Genomic DNA, 512 nt, shown 5'->3' on the forward strand with positions numbered 1-512 from the left:
AGCCCGGTGCGCCCGCGCATGGCGCGCTCGAACGCGGCCAGGTGCGGATACTCGCGCAGCAACCTGCCCAGCTCGTCGAGCACCGCTTCGATCCGGTCAATCACGTCGCCGGGGCCGCCGGCGGCCTCGCGCAGGCGCGGCAGCGCCACGTCGGTCCTGGCCGCGATGGCGGCCTTGATCAGCTCGGACTTGGTGGGAAAGTAGTTGTACAGGCTGGCGCTGGTCACCTCGGCCGTGCGGGCGATCTCGCGGATGGTCGCGCGCGAATAGCCGGCCCTGGCCACGCAGCGCATGGTGGCGACGATGATCCGCCGGCGGGTCTCCTCGCCGCTGGCGCCGACCGGGCGACCCAGCTGCGACCGGGCGGGGCTCATGCGGGGCACCCCCCTACGGAACCGGCACATAAATTGATCGGCCGATTATATTTGACGCTGTTAGCCGGAAGTGAGGACGTCACAATGACGCGGGCACAACTGGGTCGCCCGGTCGGCGCCAGCGGCGAGGAGACCCGC

The 512-nt window shown here is 70.7% G+C and carries 1 protein-coding gene; it reads right to left on the bottom strand.

Annotation, left to right across the window (positions count from 1 at the left end):
* A partial coding sequence (locus A5655_RS06340) for a TetR/AcrR family transcriptional regulator (RefSeq protein ID WP_156764735.1) occupies positions 1-374 on the bottom strand: 374 nt, incomplete at its 3' end.
* Positions 375-512: the final 138 nt, after the last annotated feature.

It is taken from the genome of Mycobacterium sp. 1081908.1 (assembly GCF_001673535.1).
Classification (GTDB): domain Bacteria; phylum Actinomycetota; class Actinomycetes; order Mycobacteriales; family Mycobacteriaceae; genus Mycobacterium.